This window comes from Mesorhizobium sp. B2-8-5, from assembly GCF_006440675.2.
GTDB lineage: Bacteria > Pseudomonadota > Alphaproteobacteria > Rhizobiales > Rhizobiaceae > Mesorhizobium.
On sequence record NZ_CP083951.1, the window covers coordinates 2,340,840 to 2,367,725 of the forward strand.

Sequence of the window (26,886 nt, forward strand, 5' to 3'; positions counted from 1 at the left end):
GCCGGAACTCACCATGCTGCCGACACACGTAGCGTTGGTGCCATGTCATCGCTGATCGCCGGAGCGTAGCGGCGGATCATCGCCGCACAGAACTCGGCGAATTCCTCCGGCACTTGGGGCGGGCTGGTGTGATGGGGCTGCAGACCGCGATGTTGCGGCGTGAAGCAGAAGGTGACCGTGACGTTGAAATCGGCAAGCGCTTCCATCTGACGATCGAACCAGCCCTGCGCATTCGGCCGAAAACTGTCGGCCCAGGATAGGCCTGTGCGCAGATGCGTAACGCCCAGACGGTGCATCCAGGCAACGGCATCATCCAGCCGATGGTCCTCATAGTGGAACCACTGCACTAGGCCCATTTGCGGAGTGTGGCGCGCGAACTCCTCGAGCGCCGGCTTGGGCGTGCCGTCCTCGCGCAGCAGGCCCATGTAGAAGTGCCTGTAATAGGACGAGCCTTCCGCTTCCCGATGGCGCGTCGTCGCCTCCCAGGAACGCGGCAGATCATAGAGGCTGTACCACTGCACGCGTGGCGCGAGGCTGAGCAAAAGGTCCGCCGTCCGGCGCAAGCCCCAAACTTGCACCTCCTCGGCGCCGAAGGTAGACACACCGACTTCGCTGACCCAGACCGGAATATCGGCGACTGTAGCAATCTCACCGAGCTTGTGAGGCCACTCGTGGATCTGCCAGAGGTTCCAGTCGAGCGGGAAGCCATGCACTGCGGCGGCATCGACGTGGTCAAGCACGCCGAACTCCTTCATGCGCGTCATGAAGCCAGCATCGATCGGGGAAATGCCGCCGAGGACCTTGGTGATTGCCGGGTTCTCGCGGCGTATCGCATCGGCAGCCATGATCGCCATCGTGGCAAAACGGCTCCAGTCGGGGTCGAGCTCTGGGTCCCAATGCGATTTGTTGTTGGGCTCGTTCCAGATCATGGCGGCTTCAATCATCGGTCTCTCCTTTCGAAGGATAGACGGCGCCGCTGCCTGTCGGGTCGTCGGACGCGCGGCAGAAATAGACCTCGTCTTCCGGATGCAGCAGGATGTCGAAACCAGCGCTGCGCAGCATCGCTTCGGTGCAGGCGCGGTTCGGGATCCACCAATTGGTCGGGTCGTCGGCGTAACGATGCTCGATGAAATGCAGCTTTGGAAATTCTGGCTGGTCGAACAGATCGCGCGTCCAGAAATGGTAGTTCTGTTCGAGCGGTAAGACTTTGCCGCTGCCGCGCTGCATCGACTGGAAGATCATCAGGTCGCCCGCGACATGCGCTCGGATCAGGTCGAGCGCCAGCAACGGGTGGCGCAGGTGGTAAAGCACGCCCATGAACAGCACGATGTCGAAGCGTTCGCCGAGCGCCCCGACATCGTAGACGGACAATTCTCGGAACTCTATCTCGCAGTCGGCGATCTCGGCGGCGAAGCGGGCCTGGGCGAGATAGGCTTGGTCGAAGTCGATTCCGAGCACGCGAGCGGCGCCGCGTTTCTTCATTTCGATCGAGTAGAAGCCGGCGTTGCAGCCGATATCGAGCACCGACTTGCCCGAAAGATCAGTCGGAATGGCATCCGCGAATTTGCGCCATTTGATCAGCGGGTAGTTGCCGAGGAAATGATCGGGAGCGGTCTCCACGCCCGCGAGCTCCATATTGTGAAACCAGGGCCCCAATGCGTCGATGCGGCGGCGTATCTCCGTGCTGGAATGGGGCATGACTAAGCTCCTTCGCTTGGGAGGAGTGGCACAGGCGAGCGGTCTTGCCGGGCGAACATCGGCGGGACTTCGTCTTCCGCGGCGCCGTTGTTTTCCAGCAGCCTGAGTGCCGTGCGATAGCCGTTGAAAGTACCGACATCGACATAAGCCGTCCCGGCCTTGACGCCGTAAGCCTCGCCTCCGCCGGCGAGATAGGCGTTGACCAGAGTGCCCAAATACTCGTCCACGCCGTCGCGCTGGCGCCACAGTGCCGCCAGTTGAAGGAAGATACGACCCGGCATCTTGAAGGCGCCCCAGACCCAGTTTGTCGCTGCGTCAGCTTGCTTGACCTGGATCTGCTCGACCCGCCCGTTCCGATCGAGGACGACGGCGTCGAACAGGTCGGGGCGATCGACCGGAAACATCAGGAAAGAAAGCTGGTCGTCGGCCAGGTGGCAGAAGCCGTCTTCAGGAAACCAGATCGTGTCCGGCAGGCCGATCAGGACCGTTTCTTCCGGCGTCACAAGCGGTGCCGCGCGGAAGATCGCGTCGCACAGTCCAACCGGAGAAGGCTGCGCCACGAAGATCGCCGCGGCGTCGTCATAGCCGGCGGCGTAGTATTCGAGGATGTCCGACTTGCCGGAACCGATGATGAAGCAGATGCGGTCGACGCCGTTACGGACCATCCGCCGCACCAGATATTCGCTCACCGCGCAAGGGCGTTCGGTCTGGCCATCCAGTCGGCTGCCGACCGGCAGCAGTTCCTTGGAAAAACCCAGCGGTTGAATGCGGCTGCCGCGACCTGCGGCAGGCACGATGCCCAACATCAGACGACTTCCTCCATTGCTCCACCTGCCGTGGACACGGCGGCGTTCAAGATGCGATCGAGTTCGGCGGCGCGGTGCGCGGACGTGTGCTCGTCGAGAACGCGTTCACGGGCGCGGCGGCCAAGCGCCTCGATTTCGCTGTCCGACTGGCCAAGCGCGGCGACGACATCGTCGGTAGTGTGTGCCAACAGAATCTCGCTGCCGGGCGTGAAGAAGCTGTCCAGGCCGGCCCAGTCGTCGGAGATGATCGCGGCGCCGCATGCGGCTGCTTCGAACAGACGCCCTGATGGGCACCAGCCCTTTCGCGCCATCGCTTCACGGGTGACGTTCAGCGTCAGGCGCGAGGAGGAAAAGAAGGCAGGGTGATCGGCGGGCGGCAGGTGCCGGACGAAATAGATGTTGCCGCTCCAGGGGAAGTCCTGCGGGTATTGCGCCCCGCCGATGATGAAACGTCGGTTTGGAAGCCGGGCGGCGGCAGCGACAAGCAGTATTTCGACGCCTGCCTGCCGATCCTCGGCGTAGGTCCCGAGATAGGATAGGTCGCCGGCGAACTCGGGCCTTGGCTGCGCCGGCTGGTGACGGTCGGGGTCGACATGGCCGTAGAGCGGCAGGACGTGGCGCACGCCGAGAATGCGCTTCAGCGCATCGATCGCCGGCCCTCCTGTATAGCTGAGGACCAGATCGAAATCGCGCAATCCTTCCGGCTCGAAATAGGCCGGGTAATCACCTCGCTCGATGCTCGCCAGCGTCACCGGTGTATCAAGGTCGTAGAATACTTTCAGGCCGCGACAGCGGTCGTTGGCGAGCCGCGAGGCCTCCACGGCATCTGGACAATAGGAGGTGACGATGACGACGTCGGCCTGCCGTATCGCTGCCTCGGCCTCTTGGCGGATATCCTCCCAATCCGGGTAAAGAACGACACCGCCGCCGCTCAACCGGTCGATGTCCCTGGCGCCGGCATAGTACGGTGTATTGCGCTCGAAGAAGCTGATCGACCAGCCAAGCGGTGCTAGCGCGCTAATCAGTCCCCGCCAGAGCGTGGCATGCCCATTGCCCCACGACGATGTAACGGTCAGACCGAATATGACCATGCGCATGGGCGACCACTCCCTCAGGCAACTTCATTCAAACGGATCAGTTTGGAGCCCCAGTCGCCGTGGACGACTGTTGTGATGGAGGCCGGCGCGATATCGAAGCGAAAGCAGTCGCCAAGCTGCAGGCCGAGGATCGCGCAGACAGCCGCCTTGATCACATCGGCATGACTGACAAGCGCGATGCACTGACCCTGTCCATTCTCGCGCAGCGCGTCCATCAGGCCGATCATCCTGTGCTGCACATCCAGCATGGTCTCGCCGCTCGGCGTGCGGGCGCTCTGGCGCTGGTCGTTCCAAAGCCGCCAGCTTGCATCGCCGCTCAGTTCTTCGAATGTCTTGCCGGACCACTCGCCGAAGTCGATCTCGTCGAGTTCCTTGCAGATCGCGATCTTCTCAATCTCGCAAGCGATGGCGATCGGCTTCGCTGTTTCCAGCGTGCGCTCGCGCGGACTGCTCAAGATCGCCGCGAGCGGCTCTCGCGTCAGTCGCCGCGCGAGGTGCAGTGCCTGCGCCTGGCCGGCTTCGCCGAGGCGAACGCCTTCGAGCCGCCCGGCCAGGTATGAGCCAACATGATCATGCGCCGCGTGGCGGATGAGAAAGAACGTCGTGGTCATTCGGCGGCGTCCAGCATAGGCTTGTCGTTACCGGCGATGAAGGCGAGCGTGCGCAGGCGCGCTTCCGCGTCGGTGAACTGCTCCGGCGGCGACTTCATGAAGTAGCTGCTGGGGCCTGTGAGCGCGCCGGCGATGCCGCGGTCGAGGGCGAGCTTTGCGCAGCGGAGGGCGTCGATGACGACGCCGGCCGAGTTGGGCGAATCCCAGACCTCCAGCTTGAGCTCGGCATTGAGCGGCACGCCTCCAAAAGTAGTGCCTTCGACACGGATATAGGCCCATTTGCGATCGGTCAGCCACGGGACATGGTCACTGGGTCCGACATGGATGTTGCCGGCCTCAAGCGGGACGTCGATCTGGCTGGTGACGGACTGCGTCTTCGAGATCTTCTTCGATTCCAGCCGCTCGCGCTCGAGCATGTTGAGGAAGTCGGTGTTGCCGCCGAAGTTGAGCTGATAGGTGCGATCGATGCGAACGCCGCGCTCACGGAAGAGATTGGCGAGCAGCCGATGCACGATGGTTGCACCGACCTGGCTCTTGATGTCGTCGCCGACCAGGGGAAGGCCACGTTCCTCGAAGCGCTTGCGCCATTCCGGCCGCGAGGCGATGAAGACAGGGATGCAATTGACGAAAGCGCAGCCGGCCTCAAGCGCGCATTCGGCATAGAAGCGCGTCGCCTGTTCGGAGCCGACCGGAAGATAGGATATCAGCACCTCGACCCCGCTCCCGCGGAGCCGGGTGGTTACGTCTGCGGCCGGTTCATCCGACTCTTCGATCTCCTCTCGGAGATATTTGCCGATGCCGTCGAGTGTTGGACCGCGCTCCACACGAACGCCGGTCGGCGCGACATCAGCAAAACGAAAGGTGTTGTTGGGCGCGGTGTAGATCGCTTCCGCCACATCGCGTCCAACCTTGTTTTTCGCGACATCGAAGGCGCAGACGACCTCAATGTCGTCGACATGATAGCCGCCGAGATCGGCATGCATCAGCCCGGGGATCGGCTCGTTGCCGTTGACGTGGCGATAGTAGGAGAGACCTTGCACAAGAGATGACGCGCAATTGCCCACGCCGACGATGCCGATACGAACTTTCTTCGATGTCACGAAACCGCTGCCCCTTTTGGTTGGAGGTAAGTTCCTCGCCGCCGAACCGGGAGCGGCCTCGAATGTTCCGTGGCGCCGCGAAAAATTGCCCGGCGTCCGAAAATTGCTGGGCTGGGTTGCGGATCAAAAGAGACGCGGTTCGCGTTGGCGGCAGACAGCCGGGTAGGAGCCGCATGATCGTCTTCGGCGACCACAAGCGAGCGCACAGCGCACAACAGCTCAGGGAAGCTGTGTTGGCCGCCGCGAGAGCGATCGGCGATCTGCCCGCGGGCATCGAGCGCCACGCTGCCCTGGTCGATCTTTTCGTCGGCGCTTCCGAACTTATACAAGGCCTTGCCGATGCGGAATTCGACATCAAGGGCGGCGATTGGAATTCCTCGAGACAGAAGCTGGGGTCGGAAATTCTCGTCGAGTTGTCGGAGGAAGTGCTGCGATCCTGGCAACAAGGATTTGTCCGGCATGGAGTGCTCGATGCGTCGCTGCTTGCGAAGCTTGCCGGCATGGACTGTGGCAACGAAATAACCACCGGCCCGGCCGAAGGCTACGCGCTTTATGCGCTATATCCGGAAACCTATCTGCTTGCAGCGCTGCGGTCGGGACTCGACGCAAACACATGCGTCATCGGCATCCGCAGCATTGGTCTCGGCTTGGCGGCGATGGTCGCCGCCGCCCTGCATGCGCCGCCGCCTGTTAGCGTGCGACCGATCGGCCATCCGTTTTCCCGGCACATTTGCGCCGCGCCCGAACTCCTCGGCTCTTGGCGCGACAGACCTCTTGCCAAATTTGCCATCGTTGATGAAGGTCCGGGCCTCTCCGGCAGTTCCTTTCATGCTGTCGTTGCCTGGCTGCGCCGGCAGGACATCGACCAGGAGCGCATTCATCTGTTCCCAAGCCACCGTGGCGGGCCGGGCGTGCAAGCTTCGGCAGACATGCAGGCTATTTGGAGTCACTGCTCGCGCCATGTCGCGGACTTCGAAGCGGCCTTCGATGGATGCGTCGCGCCGAACCTTCGCCGATGGGTGGCGAACCTCCTCGGCAAGGCCGATGTCGAACTCAGCGACATTTCCGGCGGCGAATGGCGCAAGCATATTTCCACGGCGCCGGAGCATTGGCCTCCGGTGTTTGCCGGATTTGAGCGGCGAAAATTCCTGGCACTGGCGGGCACGGAGCGTTGGTTGGTCAAGTTCGCCGGTCTCGGCGGGACCGGGCAGCACAAGCTGCACACGGCAAGGTCGGTGCACAGGGCCGGTTTTGGAACGCAGCCTGCCGGACTCTGCCACGGCTTCCTGATCGAGCGTTGGACAGACGCGGACAGGCTGGATCGGACAGAGCTGGCCAGGGACCTGCTGGTCGAATGGCTTGGACGCTATCTCGGCTGGCGCGCTGCCGAGTTGCAGACGGAAGAGGCCGGCGCGTCGCTGGAGAGGCTTGCAGACATGGCCATGCAAAACTGCAGGGAAGCCTTGGGGGAAGAGCCGGCCCAAGCATTAAAGGGTTGGTTCGCCCGCCACTCCTCACATTCCTTCCTGCGGAGGATCGAGATCGACGGACGCCTGCACCCGTGGGAATTTCTGGTTCGGCCGGAGGGAACCCTGCTCAAGACGGACGCCGTCGACCATTGCCGCTCGCACGACATTGTCGGCTGTCAGGACATAACGTGGGACATTGCAGGCGCGACGGTGGAATATGAGCTTTCCGACGCCGAGCTTTCGCGGCTCATCCAAGGCGTTGAGGCAGAAATGTCGCGTGCCGTCGATCATTCCTTGGTGGACTACATGGAGCCCTGCTATCTCGCCTTCCAGCTTGGGCTGTGGACGATGGCCCGACAGTCGACACACGGCGATGAGCGGATAAGAGCCACGCGCGCCGCCGACCGCTACGAAACCAGGCTTTCGCGTTTTATCGAGCGCGCGAGGACCTGATCAGTCCAGCCTGCGCAGCATGTCCGCTTCCTCCTCCAGAATTGTGGCCACTTCCTCGCGCTGCAGATGTGTCATCATCAGACTGACGCAACATTCGAGATAGGTGATGGAGGCTCGCCGCAGGAACGCGGCGGTTTCGGCCGCCGCCATCTGGTCGATGTCCTTGATTGGTCGCTTCGGCTGCACAGTTCTTCTCCATGACGGTTGTCATGTCCAACCGCAACCCCGGTCGGTTGTTCCGCTACGGTGAAGGAAGCCACCGCCTCAGAGCTGAAGGTTCTGAGCTTTTCCGGCCTCAGTCCTCTTGACCGGTACGATGGCCTCCATCGCGAGGTCGTCGAGCCTCGAGAAAAAGGCGATGGTTTGCAGTAGGCCTTGCCTGAGAGGCACCTTCGGTGACCAGCCGAGAAGCGCTCTTGCGCGGCCTATGTCGGGCCGCCGGCGGCGCGGGTCGTCCTGCGGCAAGGGCAGGAATTTCACGGGTGATCTGCTGCCGGTCAGTTCCCGAACCAGCCTTGCCAATTCGAGGATCGAAAACTCGCCGGGATTGCCCAGATTGACCGGCTGTCGCGGATTGGGATCGACATCCATAAGGCGTCGCAATCCTCCGATCATGTCGCTGACATAGCAGAATGAGCGGGTTTGCCGGCCATCGCCGAATATCGTCAGCGGCCGTTTCTCGATCGCTTGCATGACCAGGTTGGACACGATGCGGCCGTCGGCTGGGTCCATTCTGGGACCATAGGTGTTGAAGATGCGGGCGACGCGAATATCGGCCATCTCGGCCCGCAGATAATCGAAGCAGAGCGTCTCCGCGGTGCGCTTGCCCTCATCATAACAGGCGCGCGGTCCTGTGCAGTTGACGTGGCCGACATAGTCCTCGCGCTGTGGGTGCTGTTCTGGATCGCCGTAGACTTCGCTGGTCGAAGCCTGCAGGAAGCGGGCGCCGTTGCTTGCGGCGAGCTCGAGCAGATTGAGCGTTCCGATCACACAGGTGCGCGTTGTGTGGACCGGATCGGCCTGGTAGCGGGGCGGCGATGCCGCGCAGGCCAGGTTGAAAACGCGGTCGACAGCCTCGCCGAGTTCCAGCGGGACGCAAACGTCCTGCTCGATCAGCCGGAACCGGGCTTGGCCGATTAGCGAGCTGACATTCTCCATTCGGCCCGTAAGAAAGTTGTCGACGCATATGACGCGATACCCGTCGTGAAGCAGGGCCTCGCACAAATGCGAACCGAGGAAACCGGCACCGCCGGCGACAAGCGCCGTCCGTGTCTGCTGAACCCTTCTTGATCGCCGCATCTGCAAAGTCTCCTGTCTGCTATTCATGCTGCACTTTCCACGTTCAGATCGATCGCCGCGCGCGTATGGACTGACTGAGTCAAAGTCAGAACGAATTCACGCGCCCGAGCGCCGCCGGTGTGGCTTGCAAGCACCGCCTCGCGTGCCGAGCGGGCCATATCGAGTCTGGCCCGCTCCGATTTGGCTGTGAGGATTTCCTGCACGTCGCCGGCACTGGCTGCGGTCTCGATCGTCGATTCGGGGAAGAAGCTATCGAGACCGGGCCAGCGGTCGCTGATGATCGGTGTGCCGCAGGCGGCGGCCTCGAAGAGCCGCACGCTGGGCGACCATCCTGCCGCGATCATTGACGCCCGCGTAAGGTTCAATGTGTAACGCTGGCGGCTGTAGAAGGCGGCATGTTCGGCGGGCGGCAGGTGCTCGATCCGCTGGACGTTGTCCGGCCAGGCGATGTCGAATGGATATTGCGAGCCGGCGACGACGAAGCGGCGGTCCGGCAGGCACCGCGCCGGCTCCAGCAGCAGCGTTTCGAGGGCGAGCTGCCGGTCGGCGCTGTAGGTTCCAAGATAGCCGAGATCCCATTCGATCGCGTCTCTGGTGCGATGGTGTCGCTTTGGATCGACCGAGCAGTAGAGCGGCTCCGTTCGGAGTGCGCCGAACTCCGATCTGAGGCGCTGCAACGTCGGTCCGCCGGTGAAGGAGAAGTAGACGTCGAAATAGGGGATCTGCCTGCGGGCAAGGTAATCGCAATCGTCCTCGGCAACCCGCGCCAGCGTCACTGGCGTGTCGATGTCGTAAAAGCAGAACTGTCCAGTGCACAGCGAAGCGAGGTCGTCGATGATGGCCCTGCCTTCCGGCACGAAGGAGCCTATCACCACCGCGTCGGCCCGCTGCAACTCCTGCCGGTGATTGCGGCGCAGCTCTGAGACCGTCTGGTAGTAGCGCAAGTCGCAGAAATCGGGGTCGCGCAGGTCCCGGTGATGCGCGTACCAGGGCACGTCGCGTTCGAGGAAGGTGACGCGATGGCCGAGCTCGTTGAGCGCGCGCAGCAGCCCCCGGAAAGTCGTCGCGTGGCCGTTGCCCCAGGATGAGGATAACGAAAGTCCGAGGAAAACGATGTCGAGCGGTTTCGTCATTCCGCGGCCTCCATTGCCCGGCGCTCGAAATGCGCCTTGAAGATGTCGTCCACCAGCCGGGCTCTCAGCGTGTAGGTATGCTCGGCCAGAACGCGCCGCAGCGCTGCGGCGCCGATCGCCTTCGCCCGTGTCGGCGCCAGCGTGCGCACGATCTCGGCGACGTCGGCACCGTCCCGCGCGACCAGGATCTCTTCGCCGGGGGTCAGGAACAACTCGACGCCGAGCCAGGCATCGGTGATTAGGCATGCACCCGCGCCCGCCGCTTCGAAGACGCGTGTCGCGGGCGAAAACCCGTTGGCCGCCATGCTGTCGCGGCTGATGTTGAGCACCGCCTTCGGCGTGACGTTGAAGGCGTTGTGATCGCGCGTACCGACATGGCCGAGCCACGAAACGTTCGCCGGCAAGGGCTTGTCGCCCCAGCCGGATCCACCGAGCAGGAAGCGTTGGCTGCCAAGCACACGGGCCGGGTCGAAGAAGAAGGCGTCGACGCGCGCCTCGCGGTCGGGCAGCCGATTGCCGAGGAAAGCGAGGTCACAGGCAAAGCCCGGATTTGCGGCGACCGGATGATGTGTCTCGGGATCGAGCGCGTTGTAGATCGGCACGCATTCCGCGGCGCCGAGCGCGCGATAATCCCAAACCACGGGATCGCCGCCGCCATAGGTCAGAACAAGGCCAATCCTCTTCAACGTCTCATGCAGGGGGTGTTCGGCATGATTGCGCAACTCGCTTAGGGTCGCTGGCGCGTCGACGTCCCAGAACACGGTCAGCGCATCCGGGCGAGCGTTGTCGAGAACCGCATGCAGCAGCGCCTCGTCCTCGAAGCCGACGCCGCTTGCCTTGACCACGACGTCTGCCTGCGCGGCGCGCGAGGCGACCTGCATCAGCGCATGCGCTGTCGGCTCGTAGACGACGACGCTGCACCAGTCCGGCGCCTTGATATCGCGATGCTTCTGGCGATCGTAGACATCGGGCTCATAGAAGACGATGTCATAGCCGCGCTTCGACAATGCCTTGAGCAAGCCCCGATAATAGGTGGCCGCGCCGTTCCAGTAGGACGACAGAAGGCTCGATCCGTAAAAGGCGATCTTCATGCGACGGCCTCCCTTGCAGGTTTGATTTCAGCGACCTCGCGATTGCCGCATGCGGCGAGAATGTCGAACAACTCGTCGACGCGGTGCCGGCATGTGTGGCGCGCAAGGATGGTTTCCCGGCCGGACGCGGCCAGCGCCTCCGCGCGCTGGCTGTCGTTCAGCACGTCGCGAAGGTGACCCCGCATCTCGGCGCCGTTCCGGGCGAACAGGAAATCCGTGCCGGCACGGAACAGTCCTTCGACATCCGACCATGGCGCCGAGACCAGCGGAATGCCGCAGGCCATCGCCTCGAACATGCGTATGGTCGGAATGCCGGGCAGGCTCTCCCGATAAGGCCGGCGGGGGATGTGCATGGTGACGCGATGCCGGGCGAAGCTCTTCGGCACGTCGGCATTGGCAATCCAGCCATCATAGCGCAGCCCTGCCTCGGCAAGCGCGGCTCGGGCATCGGTCGGATAGCGCACGCCGTGCACGGTTCCCGACAGCGCGAGAGCGCTCGCCGGCTCGATCAGGAACTCGGAGATCTCGGCGCTGCGTTCGTCGTCGCCCCAATTGCCGATCCAGACGAGGTCGGAGACGGGGTCGACATCCGGGCACGGCTTGAACAGCCGGTCGTCCGCCGCCTCATGCCAGGTGAAGACCCGTTTGCCCCAGCCGGCGCGAAGATAGCTCTCGCGCAGCACCTCGCCGAAGACCAGCACCCCGTCGTAATGCTCGAGCTGAAGTGCCGCTATCGCCTGCATCGCCGATACGGCGCGGTGATGGGTGTCGTGGAACAGGAGCGTGAAATTGCCATAGGCTCGCGCCTGTCCGATGCGCGCGACAAGATCCTTGTCCGTCCATTCGTGGACGATCACGACATCTGCGCCGGCGAGCCAGGCTTCGTGCGCGAAGCCGGGGCCATAGCTCAGCGCCATCAGCTCCGGGAAATCCTTGCGGAAGCGCTCGACGGCGAAAGGGCCTTGCTCGGCAAGCAGATTCGATCGGCTCCAGCCGTCGGCGGGTTCCAGCGCGACCGCCTCATGTCCGCGCGCGACGAGCTCGCGCATGATGCCGCGCTGGAAATGCGCGTTGCCGTGATTCCAGTCGGAAACGGCGGAATGGGTGTAGAACACGAAGCGCATGGTCAAAGCCCTGCCATGGCCGTCGCCGCCCGATCGTAGACCTCTCGCATCCGCGCCGTCTGGGCGCTGAGCGAGAATTTGCGCGCCCGTCGGGCGGCGCGCTGACCGAACTGGCGTCGCAAGCTTTCGTCACGCGAGAGCCTGGCGATGCAGCCGGCAAGCGCGTGGGGATCGCGCGCGTCGAAGAACGTCGCTGCTCCGTCCCAGATCTCGCGGTAGGTCGCGATGTCCGCCAACACCAAGGGGGTGCCCGCAGAGGCTGCCTCCAGGGCGGCCAGCCCGAAAGGCTCGTAGATGGACGGCGAGACAAACATGCTGGCCCGCGCCATCAATTGCCGAACCTCGCAATGGCTGATCGAGCCAAGCGAGATGCAATGATCGAAGAACAGGCGCTGTCCATCCGGACCTTCAGTTTCGCCTGCGGCGAAAACGGGAGGGCCACACAAGGCAGCCGCGGCATCGAGCGCCAATCCGTTTTTGCCCTCATCCCACCAGCGGGCGGCAGCGAGAACGAAGGACTCACGATGCGCGCTTGCCGGGCCGGGGAGCGCACCATTGTGGACCACGCTCAAGCCCGCGATCGGACCGTAGCAGGCTCCGAGCATGGCGGCATGGCTTCGGCTCGGCGCGACAATGGCTTCGGCGCGGTCGAATCCGGCGCGGTTGCGCTCTCGTTGCCACGCCCAATCGCCCTCGGGCATTTGCGCCCGCACTGCATACAGCCATGTGACCACGCAGGAATGGGATACCGCGACGATCGGACAAGTCAGCTCGAGACCGGCTGCCTGCGCCGGCGCATTGAGGTGTACGAGATTGATTGCATAGTCCGACGCAAGCTCCTGCAATTCGCCAGGCAACCGGTCGAGATCTTTCGTGTCGCGCGTCATCCAGTCCGGCGGGCATTTCAGCCAAACCAGCGCGGCGATGGACCGCGCTTCCCGAGCCTGTTCGGGGGAAGGCTCGGGTCCCAGCCCGGCAAGCACGATGCTGTCGCCGCTGGCCACCAGCTCTCGCGCCAGATCGAGCGAATAGCGCCAGACTCCGCCGACGGCGTCAGTCGTCATAAGGATGCGCCGCGGACGATGGGTCAGTGATTGCAGCATGAGGACTCCAACTCAGCCAGCGCATGCGGCCGCTGGTCCTGGATGTCGCTGAAGGATCGGAAGGAGGCGAGGTAGTGCTCATGGGCGCGCTCCCAGGCGAGGTCGTCGGGTTCGCCCCACAATTCGCGGTAGCTGGGAGAGCTCGGATAGGGATAGAGCGGCACGGGCTCGTTCGCCCAGACGCCGTGATCGACGAGGTGCTTGCGCCAATAGTCCACCAGCGTCGGGTCGTCCTCGACCACGCCAATCAGATTGGCCTGGACGAAAGGCACATGACGGCGGGCGTCAACCAGAAGCGCAGCCAGATCCTCTGTGTCGAGCCGACAGCGCTTGGCGAGCATCGCGCGGCCTTCGACGGTCAGGCTTTCAAGACCGGCCTCGATCGAGACGCAGCCGGCCGCGCCAAGCAGTTCGAGCAGTTCCGGCTTCCAGAGGTCGATACGTGTCTGAACGCCGAACTGGACGTCGCGTTCGACCAAGGCCTCCAGCAGCGCCTTCTGCGGCAGGAAGATCTCGTCGATGAAATAGATATAGCCGACCCCTTGAGTGATCAAACCGTCGATCTCGGCCACAACGGCGTCGTGCTTCCTGCGCCGATATGCATCGCGGAAATCGATCTTGGCGCAGAAGCTGCAATTATAGGGGCAGCCGCGCGACGCTTCCACCTCGGCGCCGGCGCCCTTCTGATGGGCATCGAACCTGTGGTGGTGGTGGCCATGCGCGGCGATCCAGTCGGACGGCCAGGCGAGCGCAGCATGATCGACGAACGGGCTGGCATGCACGCCGCCATTGCACACTGGAAGGTCGTTTTGGAGCCGGGCCGTATGCGCAATCTTGCTCCAGTCGCTCTGCCGTGCAAGCTCCGTCACGACGTCCTCACATTCACCGCGCACGACGACATCGACGCCGAGCTTGCGTAGGGTCGGTGCAGGCGTCGCCGAGCCATGCGGTCCGACCGCCACGGTTCGTCCGCCGCGTCCGGCGAGATGGCTGAGGAATTCCCCCGGCACGCGCAGTTCAGGCGGCGCGCAGCGCCAGAACAGATAGGTCGGCGCGGTGGTGACCACGGTCATGTCCGGCGCGAATGACGCCACCTGCTCTGCCAGCGCCGCGTTGTCGAGGACCTGCAATTGCCCGTCCAGCATCATGACGTCGTGACCATCCGCTTCCAGCATTGCCTTCGAATAGCCGAGCTCCAGCGGCAGATGCGGCTGCCGGCAGCCGAAATAGATGCTGTGCTCATACGTCCAGAACGGATTGACCAAGGCGACTTTCATGCGACGTACCTCGTGGCTTCCGGGCGCGACTGGAGCCGATGTCGCACCAGCCAGCTGGCGAGATCGCAGACGCCTTCGCGCCATGGGACACGCGCCTGCCAGCCGATCGCGGCTTGCAGCTTGCGCGTGTCGGCGACGAAGAATGGTTGGTCGCCAACGCGCTCGCGGTCGTGGCGAAGCGCGACGTCGCTGCCCGTCATCTCGGCTATCTCCGCCAGCAGCACGCGCAGGCTGACCGCATTGCTCGGGCCGCCGCCCAGGTTGAACGCCTGGCCCTTGAGGTCCTCAATCCTGGCCAACACGCCGCGATAGGCGGCTACGGCATCGGACACATGCAGGATGTCGCGCACCTGCCTGCCGTCGCCATAAACGGTAATCGGCCGGCCGGACAAGACGCTGAGTAGAAAATGCGCGACCCAGCCCTGATCCTCGGTGCCAAACTGGCGCGGCCCGTAGATGCAGCTCATGCGCAGCACCGCTGTCGGGAGTCCGTAGGATTTGGAATAGTCGAGCACATACTGATCGGCCGCGCCCTTCGAGCAGCCATAGGGCGTGCAGAAATCAAGGCCCACCTTCTCATCGACCCCGCTCGCACGCACCTTCTCGTCAAGCGGCTCGCAGTGATCGTCGGCTTGCCGCACCGCGATCTGGGGCAGGCTGCCATAGACCTTGTTGGTGCTGGCGAAGACTACCGGGACGCCGGTGCTGCGAGCGGTCTCCAGCACGTTGAACGTGCCTTTGAGGTTGATGTCGAAATCCTGCGCGGGATCGACCAGGCTGGTCGTCACGGCGGTCTGGGCGGCGAGGTGAAAGATCGCCTTTGCCGGCGCCAGCGCCGCCGCCAGTGCGCTGGCATCGCGTATGTCGACTGTTTCGGCGCTCAGCCGGTCGCCGTGCTTTTGCGCCAGCCAGTCGAGATTCTGCTCGACGCCCGGGCGGCTGAGATTGTCGACGACAAGCACGGCCTCGCCATCGGATAGCAGGCTGTCGGCCAGGTTGGAGCCGATGAAGCCGCTGCCGCCAATGACGGCTATCGGTGCCTTGCGCGGATGGCGGTGGCTCTGGGTCATGAGACCAATCCCCGCTCTTCCAGCTCGCGCCGCATGTCCGCGCCCCGGTCGATAACGACGCTGTTGCGGACCCATGCCGCGAATTCGCCGAGCGAATCTTCCAGCCGACGCTTCGGCTCAAAGCCCAGCAGTTCCCGGGCCTTGGCGATGTCGGCGAAGCAGTTGCGGATATCGCCCGAGCGCGCCTTGGTGAGGATTTCGGGCGGCCGCTTTGGGATGCCCATAGCCTTGGCAAGAAGACGGGCCACGTCCCTGATCGAATAGGCGTGGCCGCTGCCGATGTTGATGGCATGGCCGGCGGCCTGGCGCTGCTCCAGCGCCAGCCGGAACGCGGTGGCGACATCGCGCACATGAACGAAATCGCGCTTCTGCTCGCCGTCCTCGAAGATCGTCGGCCGCTTGCCGTTGGCAAGGCGCGAGGCGAAGTTGGCGAGAACGCCGGTGTAGGGATTGGCAAGCGCCTGTCCGGCGCCGAACACGTTGAACAGGCGCAGTGCAACGGCATCGACGCCGTAGGCCTGGCCGAAGATCAGCACCGCGCGTTCCTGCGCATACTTGGTCAGCGCGTAGATCGAGGCGAGATCGGGCCGCTTCTCCTCGTCCGTCGGAAGAGGCGACAGTGTTTGGCCGGTCGCCGACAGCAAATCCCAGCGGCCCTCCCTTATATCGGCAGGCTTGCGGCGCGCATTGTCGATCCGCTCGCCGTCCGGAGTCTGATAGAGGCCTTCACCATAGATGCTCATGGAGGACGCCACGACGATCCGTTCGACCGGCTTCTTGATGAGTGCCTCGAGCAGCACCGCCGTGCCGAGATCGTTCGTGCCGACATAGCGGGCGATCTCGTACATGGACTGGCCGACGCCAACCTCGGCCGCCAGATGGATCACGGCATCGACGTCTGAAACCGCCTCAGCGACAGCGTCGCGGTCGCGCACGTCCCCCTTGATCAGTTCGGCCCCCGTAGGGAGGTTGATGGCTTCGGCGCCGTGCACCTGTTCGACAAGCGCGTCGAGCAGGCGCACCTGATAGCCATGGTCGGTGAGTTCCTGGGCGACGTGGCGGCCGATGAAGCCGCAACCTCCCGTAACCAATACACGTTTCACGATGACTCCCTTGCGGATTTGGCTTCGGCGCCCCGAACTGCGCGGCAAAAGGTTTGTTCCCTGCTTCAACAAAGTTCCCGTCTCAGGAGGTGCCGCAGCTTTGTCAGAGAGCCGTTCCACCATCTGGAACATTGCCTGTTGGCTGCTGTTAGGACCGCTCATCGGTCCCCGCTGCAGAAAGGAAAGTCCATGTCCGAGGCCAAGACGACCACCAACCACGACGAAATCCGGAAGTGGGTAGAAGAACGGAATGGCCAGCCGGCTGTCGTTCGCACGAAAGGCAAGGGCGGCATTCTGCGCATCGATTTCGGCGAGCCCGAAGACACGCTCGAACCGATCGAATGGGACGAATTCTTCCGCATCTTCGACGAGAACGATCTCGCCTTCCTGCATCAGGATGAAGCTGGCGGCGGAACGAGCCGCTTCAACAAATTCGTCGAGCGCAGCCGGAAGAGCTGACGGCCAAGGATAGTGTCATGGCGCCGTTGAAGGGAGAGGAGACCCTGCAACGGCGCCGCGACAGGCGGTCAGGCTGCCGCATTTGTTCGTCCCGCTCAATCGAGCGGCTTGTCCGTCGGCCTGGGTGTCGGCCCGGCCTCGCGGCGCCGGCCGGCATTGCGGCTGGCAACACGGTTATCGAGCTGCGAGGACGATGGCTCCGGGGCGCCTGCGGTCTTCGGAGCGATCGGCTTCGCGCCTGCATCGCTGCCCTGCGCATCGCGACGCGGATGTGGAAGACCTCCGCGGTCGGGCGACTTCACTGGAGGCTTGGACGTATCTTTCGCTTGAGCCATTTCGAACCTTCCTGGTTCAGTCAGAGATCTGCAAAGCCTATCATTCGCTATCGGCGCTATCAGCCGTGCGGGCGCATCACCACTTTGATGCAGCCGTCCTGCTTGTCGCGGAATGTCTTGTAGAGGCCGGGTCCGTCTTCGAGGCCGGCGCGGTGGGTGATGACGAAGGACGGGTCGATCTCGCCGCTCTCGACCTTTTGAAGGAGCGGCTCGAGATAGCGCTGGGTGTGGGTCTGGCCCATGCGGAATGTCAGCCCCTTGTTCATCGCCGCACCGAAGGGAATGTGATCGACCAGGCCGATATAGACACCGGGCACCGAGATGGTGCCGCCCTTGCGGCAGCAATAGATCACCTCGCAGCACATGCGGCCGGTCGGTGCCGAGATAGACGGTGGCCTTGGCCTTATCGAGCATGGAATCGGTCGTTGCGGTGGCATCGGCCTCGGTGCCGACGCAGTCGATGCAACTGTCCGGCCCGCGCCCGCCGGTCATGGCCATCAGGGCATCGTAAATATCGGAATTGCTGAAATCGAGCGTTTCCGCCTTGCCGTAGTCGCGCGCCATGGCAAGCCGTTCCGGCACCTTGTCGATGGCGATGACGCGGCCGGCGCCGAGCATCCACGCGCTCTGGATGGCAAACTGGCCGACCGGTCCACAACCCCAAATGGCGACAGTGTCGCCTTCCTGGATGCCGGCATTCTCGGCCGCCATGTAGCCGGTCGGAAAGATATCGGAGAGGAACAGCACCTGCTCGTCATCGATGCCGTCGGGCACCTTGATGGGGCCGACATCGGCGAAGGGAACGCGCAGATACTCGGCCTGTCCTCCCCAGTAGCCGCCGACCAGATGCGAATAGCCGAACAGGCCCGCGGGCGACTGGCCCATGACCTTGGCAGCCTGCTCGGCGTTGGGATTCGACCGGTCGCAGAGCGAGAACAGGCTGTTCTGACAGAACCAGCATTCTCCGCACGAGATGTTGAAGGGCACGACGACGCGATCGCCCTTCTTGAACTTCGTATGGGCGCGGCCGACCTCCACCACTTCGCCCATGGTCTCGTGGCCCAGCACGTCGCCCGATTTCATCGTCGGCATGTAGCCGTCCATCAGATGCAGGTCCGAACCGCATATGGCGCAGCAGGTGACCTTAATGATGATATCGCGGTCGTTCTCGATCGCCGGATCGGCGACCTGATCGCAACCAATGTCGCCTTTGCCATGCCATGTCAGGGCTTTCATTGGGATTGTTCCTATGAATTGTGGGTCCTAGCGATGCGGCGGAACTGACGCTGAGCGGGAATGTCCCCGGATCATTTTCAGCCCTCTTTCGCCGAACCCGGCTCGGCCATCTCGCGGTGCTGTTCGGCCAGCGCGCCGACCGGCGTGACATGGGCGGCGGCGACCTGCATCTTGTTCTTCCAGCCGCTGACGACCTGTTCTTCGCCTGCCATCAAGGCATCGTAGCCGTCTTTCGCCACATCCGCGGGGTTGTCCTTCTCCTGCGTTCCGACCTCGGTGTCCATCATATCGGCACGCTCGAAGAAGCGCGTCTGCGTGGCCCCCGGCATCAGCACGGTCACGCTCACGCCGCTGTCTTTCAGCTCGTGGCGCATCGCGATGGCAAAGGAATCGATGAAAGCCTTGGTGCCGTTGTAGACCGCCTGGAACGTACCCGGCATGAAGCCGGCAATCGAGCCGGTGAACAGGATCCGGCCGCGGCCGCGCTCCACCATTTTGCGGCCGAGCTTATGGGCGAGGTAGACGGTGCCGGTGATGTTGGTGTCGATGACGCGGCGTGCCTCGCTCCAGTCCTGGTCGACAAAGCCGCGGCCCAGGCCGCGCCCTGCATTGAGGAAGAGAAGATCGATGTCGCGATCGCCGATCTTGGCGATCAATTTGTCGGCGCCGTCCTCGCTTGCAAGGTCGGCCTCCACTGCGTCGACCGAGACGCCATGCGACTGGAGCGCCTCGGCGGCCTGCTCGATGGCCGGCTCATCGGCGACAATGGCTAGATCGTAGCCGTCCTTGGCGCAGAGTTTCGCGAGCGCCTTGCCGATGCCGCTCGAGGCGCCGGTGACGACCGCCAGTTTCCTGTTTCCCATTCGATCCTCCTGAGTGGTTCGGCCGAACATCCGGTTGGACCGAATGTTCCTCGGGCGGGTAGGATTTCGGGCAAGGAGGATTTGCGCGCGGCCGATTGCTATGCGGTCGGCCGAGGGAACCGCGTGGGCGCTCAGGCTGTTGGATCAGCAAGGAGCAATGGCATGGGACTCTTTTCCGACCTGAGCAAAAAGCTGACCGAGAACCTATATGCTCATGGAAGCTATCTGAGCGATCCGAGCGCCGACCTGCCGCGGCGGGTGGAGGAAACGGTCGATCTGCTGATGCCCTTCGTGAAGCCCGAAGCGCGGGAAACGGTCAAGCTGCAGATCCTCGGCATCATCCACGAGCATATCTTTGACGAGAAGTGACTCCGGCTCGATCCCGGAGACACTAGCCGGCGGGGGCTCTGTCACCCCGAACGTCGGGATCCGCGCTGCTTTTCGGCTTCGCGCAGCACCCGCACAATGGCGTCGACTGGAGAGGGGTGTGTTGTTGGCTGTGCTTTCCAGCGCCACAGATGACGAAACAAACGTCTCAAGCGCGGCATCGCAATTACCTCCTTGCGCCATCCAACCTGGGACGGGGAATGATGTTCCTTTCATACCTGGCGGAAGACCGCGGCGAGCAGAAACACAACCGCGGCCAGTACAACCAGCGCCACGATCACCAGCACCGGGCCATTCCTGCGCGGTTGCAGGCCGGGCGCGTTCTCTGGCGGCCGCATCGCGTTGGCAAAGCTTGTCTGGTTGGTGAAGCTCGGTTTGCGCGGCCCGGCCGGCTTTGCGGAAGTCGGGACATCGCCGGCCTCGGCATCCGTCTCCTGCGGCGCCGCCGCAGGGTCGAACCCGGGGGTCTTGTCCTGCGTCCTGCCGGCCTGGATTTCGCCGCGGGCCTCGGCGGGTGTGCGTTGGTTAGGTGACATTCGGCGCCTCCTTTGTTTCCAAACCTGCTTCCGGCCCCGCTGTTCCAACCGGGCCTTTAGGATGGATATCGATCAGGGAGCCGCCTTCGAGTTCATCGCGAGCGCTTTGGAGATGTCAGGCGCGGCTATCTAAGTCGATTCTTGAACTGGGGCGGAACTTTCGGGAGCAGGGGAGCTTTGTATCCCCGACGCGGAGACGAAGAGGCAGGAATGCAAGTTCTCGACACAGCGATACATGCCGGTACTGGACACGTGACGGTCGAATTTCTCGGCGAGGACGGGGAAAACATCGCTGTCACCATGGTTCTCTCCGACCGCTTGCCTGGCGATGCCGCGCTTGTCGATCGCGCCAAAGAGTTGATGGTTCAGTGCGCGGCATTCGGCGGCCGATCTGCGCAAGGTAGCCAGGACGGCACCGTGGATGCCGTCCGGCCCGCCGACGAGCGGCCAATCGACGTGGGTCTCTATACATTCGAATATCGCGAGGGTGGCAGTTTTGAGGCGGCTTGATGGGGTGGAATTCCCCAACGTCGAAGCTGTACATGATGAAGCGCTGCGCTCGGCGATCGATCTGCTCGACGATCCGGCTGCCGAACCTTGGCGGGAGGGCTGGGCGGTTCGGGGCGGCGACGGCGATGTAATCTTGTCCATCGCTATCGATGAGGCAAAGCGGGAAAAGGCGGCCGCGGCGTTGTGATGGAGGCAAGTCTGTGAAGGATCGGACGATAAATCTCTTTATGCCCTTGCACGCGATTGCCGCCGCAAGGGGCGATGGGCTGAGGTCGCAATTCCTTCGACTGTTCGAGGCCCGCGCGGCCTTGTCAGACCTCGACGTGATCCAACTTAGCCGGCGCGAGGACGCAGGCTTGGATCAAGCCAGCCCGAATCCTATCGGCAGCCGCGCAGCCGTTTGCGGGCGAAACATTGTGCGCTTCCCTGGCCGGCGGAGTACATCAAGCCGTGTGCCAGGAGGAGGTAAGCGTGTCTGAGGAGATCGTTATGCAAGCGCCTTTGGCACTGATCATTGAAGACGAATATTTGATCGCTTGCGACGTGGCGGATGGCTTAAGGGCGCTCGGCTTCGAGGTGGCGTGCGTGGCCTCGGAACGGGCAGCGGCGACATGGCTGGACGACAACCACCCCGATCTGGCCATCATCGACATCCAATTGCTCGACGGCCAACGGGGTACCGCCGCCGCTCGCCTCAAGGAAGCGGGTGTGCCTTTCGTCGTCCATTCGGGCTACGATCCGGCGTTCCAGTCCGCTGTCTTCCATGGCGCGCCTTTTCTGCCGAAGCCTGCGCCGATCCGGCATCTGGTCGAACTTGCGAGCCGGTTGATAGGTGATCGCACCACGTCGTAGGCCAGGCTTTCTCAGTCCGGCGCATCGCTCTTGCGGAACCGCGACACCGCTTCAATCAACAGGTTGTAATCGACCGGCTTCGACAGCTTGGGCTTGTCGCGAAACTGGTCGGGAAAGACGGTGACGCTGTCATAGCCGGTAAGGAAAATGAAAGGGACACGGCCGAGCGTGAGATGCTCGGCCAGCGGAAAGCTTTGCTCCCCCCGAAGGTTCACATCCAGCACGGCTCCGTCCAGGGCAACACCATCGATTTGTGCAAGCGCCTGTCTGACCGTAGGTGCCGGGCCGATCACTGTGCATCCTGCTTGGGTCAACCGGTCGGTGAGATCCTCCGCAAGCATAAATACGTCCTCGACCACAAGGACATTCAGGCCGGACAAGAGCATGTTGTGTCCACTCCTCATCGCTCAGCGGCAAATGTCACCGACCTTTGCCTGACGCAAGCGGAATTTCTATGTCGCATTCAAGCCCGGAGCGTTCGAACCTCAGATCGACCTTCCCTCCCAGCTCGTACTCCAAACTCTGCTGGATGAAGCTCGTTCCGAAATTCCGCCTTGGCGGCTCTTCGACGACAGGTCCGTCGATTTCCCTCCAGCGGATCGACAGAATGCCCGGTTTGTCGGTGTTCCAGGCTACTTCGACGCGACCGTCCTCTGTCGAGAGGGCCCCGTATTTCGCGGCATTGCTGGCAAGCTCGAAGAACACCATGCCGAGTGTCGCGGCCGCGCTCGCGCCAAGCTGCAAAGGGCTTCCGAGGATGATGATATTCTGGCGCAGCTTGCTGCTGTAAGGCGACAGCACTGCCCGCAGCAACTGCTCGAGATCGGCATCTGTCCAGTTGTAGGAAGACAGCACGTCGTGCGTTCGACCCATTGCCTGCAGCCGCTGCTGGAAGGACGTGGAAAAATCGCCCATCGAACTGGATGTGCGAACCATGCGAGATGTCAGCGCGGTGATCGTGGCCAGGATATTCTTCACGCGGTGCTGCAATTCGTGCAGCAGCCTTTCCTGGCTGCGCTCGGCCTCCTTGTGGCTGGATATGTCGACCAGCGCCGCGATGGCGCCGCGGACCTTGCCCTTTTCGTCGAACAGCGGGTTGGCCGACATCATGACGTCGATTGCGGTGCCGTCTTCATGCTGGACCCTCGCTTCATAGCCGGGAATTGCCCTGCCGGTGCGCATTGTCTTGAGCAGTGGCTGGTCGTCGGTGCCTACCTTGGTTCCATTGAGCGTCAGCGGCAGGATTGCGGGCACGGATATCAGCTTGGTGCCGGCAGCGGGCCGACCCAACAGCTCCGCCGCGCGCCGGTTGGCGCGGATCTGCACGCCAGCGTCATCCTCGGCGATGAAGATGCCGATCGGCACGAGGTCGAGCAGGGTTCCGAGGCTTTCGACGCGGTTGCGCAGGTCGTGCGAGAGTGCGCCGATCGTTTTCTCGGCCTGCGTGATCTGGGTAATGTCGACGAAGGTGACGACGACGCCCGCTATGATGTTGTCGACTGTCCGGTAGGGCAGCACCCTCATGATATAGCTCTTGCCGTTGTCTATGCCCTCGATTTGCCGCTCGATCGTGCCAAGCCTTTGCAGCACCTGTTCCATGTCGGCCTGCAGGCCGTCGGCCGGGAAGCGCGGACGGACATGCGCCAGCGGCCGTCCGACATCGCTTTCCACCAGCCGGAACAGGTCGCGCGCGGTCGGTGTGAAGTTCTTGATGCAGAGGTCGCGGTCGAGGAAGACGGTGGCGATCTGCGTGCTTTCGAGCAGGTTCGCCACATCGTTGTTGGCGCGGGTGAGCTCGTCGACGCGCAGACTGAGCTCGGCATTGACGGTGTGCAACTCCTCGTTGATCGACTGGAGCTCCTCTTTCGAGGTCTCCAGTTCCTCGTTGGACGACTGCAACTCCTCGTTGATCGAGGAAAGCTCCTCGTTCGAGGATTTCAGCTCCTCGTTGGAGGATTCGAGTTCCTCCGTCGTGATCTGCAGACGCTCCTTGGTTTCCCTCAGCTCCCTTTCGAGCTGGCTGACATTGGCGCTTTCAACATCGTCGGTTATGTGGATGGCGTCGTCCTCGGCTTCAGGCTTGATCCCGCCGACATCCCGGAAGACCAGCATATAGAGGGGGTCGGAAGAACCATCGCCCGGCAGCGGCTGTACAGCCAGGCTGATCGTCTGACGCCCGCCATTGGTGCCGATGCTGATCTTATTCTGGACTGCCACCTGTCCGGTGCTTACGGCCTTGTGGAGCGCGGCCCTCAGATCCATGCGCAACCCGCGACGCGCCATGGAAAAGACGCTGTGGCTGGGGGCGCCGGAAGCGAGCTCCAGATATTTGCCCGTGCCGCCTGAGCTGTGCATCATTTCGCCGGCAGCATTCACGATCACATATGCCGGCGAATAGCGCTCGACGAGCAAACGCTCCGCGATTTCCTGCAGGGTTTCGGTCGTTGCCCGCCGGCGCGCACTTGGATCCGTCGATCTCGCCGCGGCAGCGAGCGGGAATTCCGGCAACCGATGTGTGGTGGCCCCGTTGCGCCTTTGGAAGATGCGGTTTGTCTTATCTACCGTCGAGAACAGCTGTGGATGGCGCGTGACGTTCTCCGAGGAACCGAGAAGGAGATAGCCGTTGTTGCGCAATGCGTAGTGAAAGATCGGGACGATCTTTTCCTGCAGTTCCGGGCCCATATAGATCAAAAGGTTGCGGCACGCGATCAGGTCGAGCTTCGAAAAGGGCGGATCTCGCAAGAGATTGTGCGCCGAAAAAAGGCAGATCTCCCGCAAGTCGGCGGAAATGCGGTACGTACCGTCCTCGCGCGAGAAGAACTCCTTCAGCCGCTTCGGCGCAACGTCCGGCGCGATCGTCGCCGAGTAGCGACCGGCGCGCGCCACTTCCAGCGCGCGCTCGTCGATGTCGGTGGCGAAGATCTGTAAGTTGGGCGAGGCGGCGCCGCGCGGCGCGTTTTCCTTCAAGAGCATGGCGATCGAATAGGCTTCCTCGCCGGTGGCGCAGCCCGGCACCCATACCCTGATCGTCTCGCCAGGCTTGCGGCTCTCGAGCAGCCGGGGAATGACCACACGTTCGAGAGCTTCGAAAGCCTGCGGGTCCCGGAAGAAGCTGGTGACGCCGATCAACAGGTCCTGGAACAAAAGATCGACCTGCTGCGGGTCCTCGCGTAGCCGCTCATAGAAGACGGTGGGATCGTCGATCTGCAGCACCTGCATGCGGCGCTGGATGCGCCGCAAAATGGTGTTGTCCTTATAGCCGCTGAAATCATGGCCTGTGCGCGAGCGAAGCAGGGCGACGATGCGCGAAAGCTGTTCGGTCACTTCGCGCTTGCGCCGATCCCGCTCGGTTTCGGTGCGGCTCGCGTGAGTGAAATAGCTGACCAGCTTGCCGGCCATCTCCTCCGCGGGAAGCACCATGTCGACCAGGCCGCTCTGGACGGCGCTGCGCATCATCCCGTCATATTCGGCGCTCTCCTGCGCAAGGGTCAGTCCGCCGCGCTCCTTGATAGCCCTCAGGCCGACGGTGCCGTCGCTGCCGGTTCCGGAAAGAATGATTCCGGCGGCGTTCTCGGCCTGCTCCTGCGCAAGGGAGCTGAAGAAATCATCGATCGGCGCCCGTTTGTCGCGCTCGGCCGCGATCTTGACCAAGTGAAAGCGCCGCTCTTCAATCCTCACCGAAACACCTGGCGGGATCACATAAATGTTATCGGCTTTGATCTCTACGCTTTCGGCAACTGTTTGCGTTGCGATCGCGGTTGAGCGCTGGAGGATGCTGGCAAGTGCACTTTCGTGCTCGGCGTCGAGATGCTGGATGACCACGTAGGCGAAGCCGCTGTCGGCGGGCACCTCGGGAAAAAAGCTCCGCAATGCCGCGATGCCACCCGCCGATGCGCCGATGCCGACAATCGGGAAGGACGCCGGCTGTTTTTCATCGTCGGGCGAACTAACCCTTGCCTTGTGAGTACTTGCCTTCCGCGCTGACTTCGCCATTGCCCCTTACCTGAACCCGCCTGCTTTCGAGAATGCGTTCGATCACAGCGGCATCCGCCTCATATTCCTTCGCCCGCCTGCCCATTTCGGCGGCGAGTTCGGAGCGGAGCTTCGCCCGCTCCCGCTCTGCCATTCGCTTGGCAAACGCCGCCCGCTGCTGATGCGAGCGGAGCAGGCTCCACAGGATATCGTCGGCCTCCACCGCCTGCACCTCCATCACCGCGTCGGTGGTGAAGGCATGCCCGGTATGACACCGATAGCGCAGCATGTCACCGTCTTCGATCTCCCACAACGGCCCGTGACATTCCGGGCATGTAAACACTGACAATTCGCCAAGTCGATCCGCTTCTTGCATCGTCGAATGCTCCTGCGCGGCAATGGCCGCTTCCAATCTAACCACAGGCGGGGGAGGAAAGGATTCTCCGGGCGGCTCGACCGCAAGCTTTGCCAGCAAAGGGCCGAGCTCGGCAGCGGGCAGGCAGTGGTCGACGTCGACATAGCGCAGCGCGCTTTCAATCATCCCCGGCACCAGCGTGTCCTTGGGGTGCTGGACGACAGCCAGCCCGCCGACGGACTTGATGGCCCTTAACCCGGCGGTGCCGTCGGAAAGCGAACCCGAAAGCAGAACCCCGATGACACTCGCACCGTAGCTCAGCGCCGCCGAGCGGAACAAGGGGTCGATGGCCGGCCGGGCAAGGTTCTCGCGCGGGCCGCGCCGCAGCATCATATGGCCATCGTGAAGGAGAAGGTGGAAGCCGGGTGGCGCCACATAGATGCAGCCAGTCCTGAACTCTTCACCGTTCCTGGCCGGCTGCGTTTCGAGTGTGCCCGCGCGGTCTAGGATCTCCGGCAGGTAGCTGACCTGGCCGATATGCACCACGACGAACGTGGCGGCCGGCAGATCGGCGGGCAGGTCGTTGACAATCCGCTTCAGCGGCTCGATCCCGCCGGCCGACGCCCCGATGACGATGATATTGTGGTTGTTCGATGGGCCATGGGAACGGGCCATTCGCCAACAAGCCTCCAAGCTTGGCTGAGAACCGCTCCGATGCAGTGATGGCGCCACCGCGGTTCAGCGGTTCAAACGACTGGTCAGATGTTCAACCCTGCAATCTGCACGAAGTTCCATTCGCTGCCGGCCCAGGCTCATCACCGCGAGGATGGCTGGAACATAGCGGAGGACTGGCAGTTCGGGTTCGCTTCAGACGCCACGCCAGGCGTTTGTCGAGGATCGGTGGGCAACACCCCTGATCGGCCCGCGCCTGTCCCTCGTAGGCGCGG

At 63.1% G+C, this 26,886-nt stretch carries 27 protein-coding genes and 1 pseudogene; 6 read left to right on the top strand and 22 right to left on the bottom strand.

Annotation, left to right across the window (positions count from 1 at the left end; genetic code table 11):
- Positions 1-8: 8 nt before the first annotated feature.
- Genes FJ430_RS11340 through FJ430_RS11365 form a run of 6 tightly spaced genes read right to left on the bottom strand, consistent with a single transcriptional unit; the run spans position 9 to position 5,312 of the window.
- Positions 9-944: a beta-xylosidase gene (locus FJ430_RS11340; protein WP_140654234.1), complete on the bottom strand. Its 936-nt coding sequence runs from the start codon at positions 942-944 to the stop codon at positions 9-11.
- Positions 937-1,698, bottom strand: a complete 762-nt coding sequence (locus tag FJ430_RS11345) for a TIGR04290 family methyltransferase (RefSeq protein ID WP_140654232.1) — start codon at positions 1,696-1,698, stop codon at positions 937-939. The genes FJ430_RS11340 and FJ430_RS11345 overlap by 8 nt, the downstream gene beginning before the upstream one ends.
- A gap of 2 nt (positions 1,699-1,700) precedes the next feature.
- The gene (locus FJ430_RS11350) at positions 1,701-2,504 is read right to left on the bottom strand and encodes a sugar phosphate nucleotidyltransferase (RefSeq protein WP_140710537.1); all 804 of its coding nucleotides are present in this window, start codon (positions 2,502-2,504) and stop codon (positions 1,701-1,703) included.
- Entirely contained in the window at positions 2,504-3,601 is a 1,098-nt protein-coding gene (locus FJ430_RS11355) for a glycosyltransferase (protein ID WP_140710539.1), read from the bottom strand. The genes FJ430_RS11350 and FJ430_RS11355 overlap by 1 nt, the downstream gene beginning before the upstream one ends.
- Before the next feature lie 14 nt (positions 3,602-3,615).
- Positions 3,616-4,212, bottom strand: coding sequence for a histidine phosphatase family protein (locus FJ430_RS11360; RefSeq protein WP_140654227.1), 597 nt, complete (start codon positions 4,210-4,212; stop codon positions 3,616-3,618).
- Complete coding sequence (locus FJ430_RS11365) at positions 4,209-5,312, bottom strand: inositol-3-phosphate synthase (protein WP_140654226.1); 1,104 nt, start codon at positions 5,310-5,312, stop codon at positions 4,209-4,211. The genes FJ430_RS11360 and FJ430_RS11365 overlap by 4 nt, the downstream gene beginning before the upstream one ends.
- A 173-nt stretch (positions 5,313-5,485) precedes the next feature.
- On the opposite strand from FJ430_RS11365, the gene FJ430_RS11370 reads away from it, so the two are divergent.
- Positions 5,486-7,234: a hypothetical protein gene (locus FJ430_RS11370; RefSeq protein WP_140710541.1), complete on the top strand. Its 1,749-nt coding sequence runs from the start codon at positions 5,486-5,488 to the stop codon at positions 7,232-7,234.
- Here the strand turns inward: FJ430_RS11370 and FJ430_RS11375 are convergent, their stop codons facing one another.
- From FJ430_RS11375 to FJ430_RS11415, 9 genes are all read right to left on the bottom strand, one after another.
- Positions 7,235-7,384 (bottom strand): hypothetical protein, encoded by a 150-nt coding sequence (locus FJ430_RS11375; protein WP_226892158.1) that lies wholly within the window; start codon positions 7,382-7,384, stop codon positions 7,235-7,237. It lies immediately after the preceding gene.
- Positions 7,385-7,498: 114 nt separating this feature from the next.
- A complete protein-coding gene (locus tag FJ430_RS11380; RefSeq protein ID WP_140710543.1) occupies positions 7,499-8,533 on the bottom strand; it encodes a UDP-glucuronic acid decarboxylase family protein in 1,035 nt (344 codons plus the stop codon).
- 23 nt (positions 8,534-8,556) lie between these two features.
- A complete protein-coding gene (locus tag FJ430_RS11385) occupies positions 8,557-9,666 on the bottom strand; it encodes a glycosyltransferase (RefSeq protein ID WP_140710545.1) in 1,110 nt (369 codons plus the stop codon).
- Entirely contained in the window at positions 9,663-10,757 is a 1,095-nt protein-coding gene (locus FJ430_RS11390; protein ID WP_140710547.1) for a glycosyltransferase, read from the bottom strand. Before FJ430_RS11390 ends, FJ430_RS11385 begins: the two co-directional genes overlap by 4 nt.
- On the bottom strand, positions 10,754-11,881 hold the full coding sequence (locus FJ430_RS11395) for a glycosyltransferase (protein ID WP_140710549.1): 1,128 nt from the start codon (positions 11,879-11,881) through the stop codon (positions 10,754-10,756). Before FJ430_RS11395 ends, FJ430_RS11390 begins: the two co-directional genes overlap by 4 nt.
- 2 nt (positions 11,882-11,883) lie before the next feature.
- A complete protein-coding gene (locus FJ430_RS11400) occupies positions 11,884-12,984 on the bottom strand; it encodes a glycosyltransferase family 4 protein (RefSeq protein ID WP_140710551.1) in 1,101 nt (366 codons plus the stop codon).
- The gene (locus tag FJ430_RS11405; RefSeq protein ID WP_140710553.1) at positions 12,969-14,261 is read right to left on the bottom strand and encodes a TIGR04295 family B12-binding domain-containing radical SAM protein; all 1,293 of its coding nucleotides are present in this window, start codon (positions 14,259-14,261) and stop codon (positions 12,969-12,971) included. Before FJ430_RS11405 ends, FJ430_RS11400 begins: the two co-directional genes overlap by 16 nt.
- Positions 14,258-15,331 (bottom strand): NAD-dependent epimerase/dehydratase family protein, encoded by a 1,074-nt coding sequence (locus FJ430_RS11410; protein ID WP_140710555.1) that lies wholly within the window; start codon positions 15,329-15,331, stop codon positions 14,258-14,260. The genes FJ430_RS11405 and FJ430_RS11410 overlap by 4 nt, the downstream gene beginning before the upstream one ends.
- Positions 15,328-16,434: an NAD-dependent epimerase/dehydratase family protein gene (locus FJ430_RS11415; protein ID WP_140710557.1), complete on the bottom strand. Its 1,107-nt coding sequence runs from the start codon at positions 16,432-16,434 to the stop codon at positions 15,328-15,330. The genes FJ430_RS11410 and FJ430_RS11415 overlap by 4 nt, the downstream gene beginning before the upstream one ends.
- A gap of 189 nt (positions 16,435-16,623) precedes the next feature.
- Here FJ430_RS11415 and FJ430_RS11420 point away from each other — a divergent pair, with 189 nt between their 5' ends.
- Positions 16,624-16,893, top strand: a complete 270-nt coding sequence (locus FJ430_RS11420; protein WP_140646358.1) for a hypothetical protein — start codon at positions 16,624-16,626, stop codon at positions 16,891-16,893.
- 95 nt (positions 16,894-16,988) lie between these two features.
- On the opposite strand, the gene FJ430_RS11425 is transcribed toward FJ430_RS11420, so the two are convergent.
- The 3 genes and pseudogenes from FJ430_RS11425 to FJ430_RS11435 form a co-directional block, all read right to left on the bottom strand.
- Positions 16,989-17,228: a hypothetical protein gene (locus tag FJ430_RS11425; protein ID WP_140710559.1), complete on the bottom strand. Its 240-nt coding sequence runs from the start codon at positions 17,226-17,228 to the stop codon at positions 16,989-16,991.
- A gap of 59 nt (positions 17,229-17,287) precedes the next feature.
- A pseudogene (locus FJ430_RS11430) lies at positions 17,288-18,464 on the bottom strand (zinc-dependent alcohol dehydrogenase).
- Positions 18,465-18,541: 77 nt separating this feature from the next.
- Complete coding sequence (locus tag FJ430_RS11435) at positions 18,542-19,327, bottom strand: SDR family NAD(P)-dependent oxidoreductase (protein ID WP_140654204.1); 786 nt, start codon at positions 19,325-19,327, stop codon at positions 18,542-18,544.
- Between the two features lie 162 nt (positions 19,328-19,489).
- On the opposite strand from FJ430_RS11435, the gene FJ430_RS11440 reads away from it, so the two are divergent.
- Positions 19,490-19,696 carry a hypothetical protein gene (locus tag FJ430_RS11440; RefSeq protein WP_140646352.1) on the top strand — a complete coding sequence of 69 codons (207 nt, stop codon included), beginning with the start codon at positions 19,490-19,492 and terminating at the stop codon, positions 19,694-19,696.
- A 230-nt stretch (positions 19,697-19,926) separates the two neighbouring features.
- On the opposite strand, the gene FJ430_RS11445 is transcribed toward FJ430_RS11440, so the two are convergent.
- Positions 19,927-20,250 carry a hypothetical protein gene (locus tag FJ430_RS11445; protein ID WP_140654202.1) on the bottom strand — a complete coding sequence of 108 codons (324 nt, stop codon included), beginning with the start codon at positions 20,248-20,250 and terminating at the stop codon, positions 19,927-19,929.
- Positions 20,251-20,460: 210 nt separating this feature from the next.
- Here FJ430_RS11445 and FJ430_RS11450 point away from each other — a divergent pair, with 210 nt between their 5' ends.
- The 3 genes from FJ430_RS11450 to FJ430_RS11460 all read left to right on the top strand — a co-directional run bounded on the left by FJ430_RS11450 (position 20,461) and on the right by FJ430_RS11460 (position 21,612).
- Positions 20,461-20,760 (top strand): hypothetical protein, encoded by a 300-nt coding sequence (locus tag FJ430_RS11450; RefSeq protein WP_140710561.1) that lies wholly within the window; start codon positions 20,461-20,463, stop codon positions 20,758-20,760.
- A gap of 4 nt (positions 20,761-20,764) precedes the next feature.
- Positions 20,765-20,947, top strand: a complete 183-nt coding sequence (locus FJ430_RS11455) for a DUF6894 family protein (RefSeq protein WP_140710563.1) — start codon at positions 20,765-20,767, stop codon at positions 20,945-20,947.
- Between the two features lie 284 nt (positions 20,948-21,231).
- Positions 21,232-21,612 (top strand): response regulator, encoded by a 381-nt coding sequence (locus FJ430_RS11460; RefSeq protein ID WP_140710565.1) that lies wholly within the window; start codon positions 21,232-21,234, stop codon positions 21,610-21,612.
- 11 nt (positions 21,613-21,623) lie between these two features.
- Here the strand turns inward: FJ430_RS11460 and FJ430_RS11465 are convergent, their stop codons facing one another.
- The 3 genes from FJ430_RS11465 to FJ430_RS11475 are packed head-to-tail and all read right to left on the bottom strand — an operon-like array spanning position 21,624 to position 26,614.
- The gene (locus tag FJ430_RS11465; protein ID WP_140646346.1) at positions 21,624-21,998 is read right to left on the bottom strand and encodes a response regulator; all 375 of its coding nucleotides are present in this window, start codon (positions 21,996-21,998) and stop codon (positions 21,624-21,626) included.
- Positions 21,999-22,032: 34 nt separating this feature from the next.
- On the bottom strand, positions 22,033-25,605 hold the full coding sequence (locus FJ430_RS11470; protein WP_140710567.1) for a CheR family methyltransferase: 3,573 nt from the start codon (positions 25,603-25,605) through the stop codon (positions 22,033-22,035).
- Positions 25,559-26,614, bottom strand: coding sequence for a chemotaxis protein CheB (locus tag FJ430_RS11475; protein WP_140654195.1), 1,056 nt, complete (start codon positions 26,612-26,614; stop codon positions 25,559-25,561). The genes FJ430_RS11470 and FJ430_RS11475 overlap by 47 nt, the downstream gene beginning before the upstream one ends.
- Positions 26,615-26,886: the final 272 nt, after the last annotated feature.